General features: G+C 70.6%; 3 protein-coding genes. 2 read left to right on the top strand and 1 reads right to left on the bottom strand.

Features of this window, described 5'->3' with window-relative positions; translation table 11 throughout:
• Positions 1–893 (bottom strand): protein-methionine-sulfoxide reductase heme-binding subunit MsrQ (locus tag FV230_RS26730; protein WP_147844533.1); only part of this gene is annotated, 893 nt, incomplete at its 3' end.
• Positions 894–1096: 203 nt separating this feature from the next.
• On the opposite strand from FV230_RS26730, the gene FV230_RS26725 reads away from it, so the two are divergent.
• Positions 1097–2116, top strand: coding sequence for an aldo/keto reductase (locus FV230_RS26725; RefSeq protein ID WP_147844532.1), 1020 nt, complete (start codon positions 1097–1099; stop codon positions 2114–2116).
• A gap of 131 nt (positions 2117–2247) precedes the next feature.
• Positions 2248–2917 (top strand): DUF2336 domain-containing protein (locus FV230_RS26720; RefSeq protein WP_147844531.1); only part of this gene is annotated, 670 nt, incomplete at its 3' end.

Here is a 2917-nt window from a genome sequence, read left to right as displayed (position 1 = left end):
GTGTTCTGGACCGGGCTGTTCGTGCTGCTGATGGGCTGGCGCCTGATGCAACGGTTCAGGCTGCCGATGCGGCCGTGGTCGCTCGCGCTGCTCGCCGTTGCCGCCGCCCTCGCGACCGCGAGGACCCACCAGGCTGGGCGGATCACGTCGGTAAAGTCGAGGTTGGCGCCGAGCACGAGGTCGGCCGGGATGCCGCTCTTGATCCCGTACCAGGCCGCCTCGATGCCCGCGGTCGCGAGGGCGGCGGCAACGGCGAGCAGCGCGAGCGACCACGGCCGCATCGGCAGCCTGAACCGTTGCATCAGGCGCCAGCCCATCAGCAGCACGAACAGCCCGGTCCAGAACACCGGATCGGAGACATCGATCTTCGATTGCAGGAAGTAGTGCAGCAGCCCGAGGATGCCGATCGCGTAGGCCGCCTTGTGCAGGCGCGACCAGCTCGCGCCCATCCGCCGGATCGCGGCGTCCGTCGAGGTCGCCCCGAGGGCGATGAGGCCGACGAGCGCGACGAAGCCGATCGTGAGGTAGAACCGCAGGGCGATCTCGGAGACGACCTTGGCGAGGTCGAAGTTCTGGTCGACCACATACAGCGCGAGATGCGCCAGCGCGTAGGCCGCCGTGGTCACGCCGAGCAAGCGCCGGACGTTGACCAGCTTCGGCCAGTTCGCCACCCGCCGCAGCGGCGTGACCGCGAGGGAGGCCAGCAGGAAGCGGATCGTCCACTCGCCGGTGCCGTGGATCAGCGCCGTGATCGGCTTAGGCCCAAGCGCGTTCGTCGCGTAGGCGCCGGCGAGGTAGACGGCCGGGGCGACGGCGAGCAGGAACGCGACGAGCTTCAGGAGCGACAGGCGTCCGGCGCGGTCGAGCCAGGGCAGCGGCAGGGCGTGGGACATCTCGGCTCTTCGCATGCGGTGTCGATGACGGTTGGCGGCCCGGTCGGCCGGCACGGCGCGGGGAGCGCATGCGACCCATTCGCCGCGATGTGCCTCCGGTTACGGGCACGGGCCATTCCCGGTTCCGAACCTGCGACGACGGTTGACGCTCCGCGATCCCGGCCGAGATACCCCCGCAACCCCACGACGCAGGACCGCCTCCGATGGATTACCGCACGCTCGGCCGCTCGGGCCTCAAGGTCTCGCCGATCTGCCTCGGCACGATGATGTTCGGCGGTGCCACCGACGAGGCCGATTCCGCGCGCATCGTCGCGAGCGCCCGGGATGCGGGCGTGAACTTCATCGACACCGCCGACGTCTACAATTCCGGCGCCTCGGAAGCGATCACCGGCCGCGCGATCGCGACGGATCGGCATGCCTGGGTGCTGGCCACCAAGGTCGCCAATCCGATGGGCGACGGGCCGAACGATCGCGGCCTGTCGCGCGTCCACGTCCTTCGCGCCGCCGAGGAGAGCCTGCGCCGGCTCGGGACCGACTTCATCGACATCTACTACCTCCACAAGGAGGACCACGCGACGCCGCTTGACGAGACCGTGCGGGCGATTGAGACCCTGGTTCGCGAGGGCAAGATCCGGCACTTCGGCGTCTCGAACCACCGTTCCTGGCGGATCGCCGAGATCTGCCGCCTGTGCGACGCCTACGGCATCGACCGGCCGGTGGTGAGCCAGCCGTACTACAACGCGCTCAACCGCATGCCCGAGACCGAGCACCTGCCGGCCTGCGCGCATTTCGGCCTCGGCGTGGTGCCGTACTCGCCGCTCGCCCGCGGCGTGCTGACCGGTAAGTACGATCCCGACGCCCCGCCGCCGGCCGACACCCGCGCCGGCCGCCAGGACGCGCGGATGATGCAGACGGAATGGCGCCCGGAATCGCTGCGCATCGCCCGCACCCTGAAGGACCATGCCGAGGCGCGCGGCATCACCGCCGGGCAGTTCGCCTTCGCCTGGGTGATGAACAACCGCGCCGTGACCGCGGTGATCGCCGGCCCGCGGACCATGGAACAATGGACCGACTACCTCGGCGGGCTCGACTATCGCTTCACGCCCGAGGACGAGGCCCTGGTCGACGGCCTCGTCGTGACCGGCCATCCCTCGACGCCCGGCTACAACGATCCGGCCTACCCGATCGAGGGCCGGGTGACGGTGAGCGGCACGAAGGTCTGAGGCGGATCGGCCTCGTGCCGATCCGATCTTGGCGCAGGACGACACGTCGCTTCGGCGAGCGGCTTAAAGGTCGATTCACGCAAACGACCCTAGCGTGATGGTCGATCCAGTTCCTGCGTATCCGAAGTGCCATGCCCCCATCCGTCGAGGTCGCGCCCGACCTGTCCGGGCTGATCGAACTGTCGCGCATCGCGCATCTCGACCTGAAGCCCGTCATCCTGCGGGTCCAGACCGATCTGTTCGTGCAGGCGGCCAACCGCGACAAGTCGGAGCTCGAATCCTTCGCCTCGCTCGCCGGCGGTCTGATCCCGATCGTCGATGAGGAGACGGCGGCGATCGTTGCGGAGAAGCTCGCGCCCTTCGCCGACACGCCGCAATCCGTCCTCGCCACGCTGGCCGCCCGCGGCGGACGCGTCCGCGACATCGTGCTGGGGTCGGCGGTGACGCTTTCGCCCGCCCTGATCGATGCCGCGCTCCTCGACGGCGCCGATCTCGGCTCGGCGATGGCCGGCCGACCCGGCCTCCCCCGCGCGGTGATCGCCGAGCTGGCGCAGCGCGGCGATCCGGCGATCGACCGGGCGCTTGCCGGCAATCTCGGGATCACGCTCCGCGGCGGCGACGTCCGGCACCTCGTCGGCCGCGGCCGGACCGATCCGGATCTCGCTGGCCTCCTGCTCGCCCGCCCGGATCTCGCCGCCGGCGAGCTCGCTCCGCTCTACCTGCACGCCGACCCGATCCGGCGCGACGCGATCCGCGAGGCGATCGCCGCCACGGCCGCGCTTCGCCCCTGCCCGCCCCCGC

The organism is Methylobacterium sp. WL6 (assembly GCF_008040095.1).
GTDB lineage: Bacteria > Pseudomonadota > Alphaproteobacteria > Rhizobiales > Beijerinckiaceae > Methylobacterium.
Note: the sequence above shows the minus strand (reverse complement) of the source record. Positions and strands in the feature narration are given on the sequence as shown.

Excerpts from the sequence above, each read along its gene's own strand:
- FV230_RS26725 (WP_147844532.1), top strand. The coding sequence starts at position 1,097 with ATGGATTACCGCACGCTCGGCCGCTCGGGCCTCAAGGTCTCGCCGATC.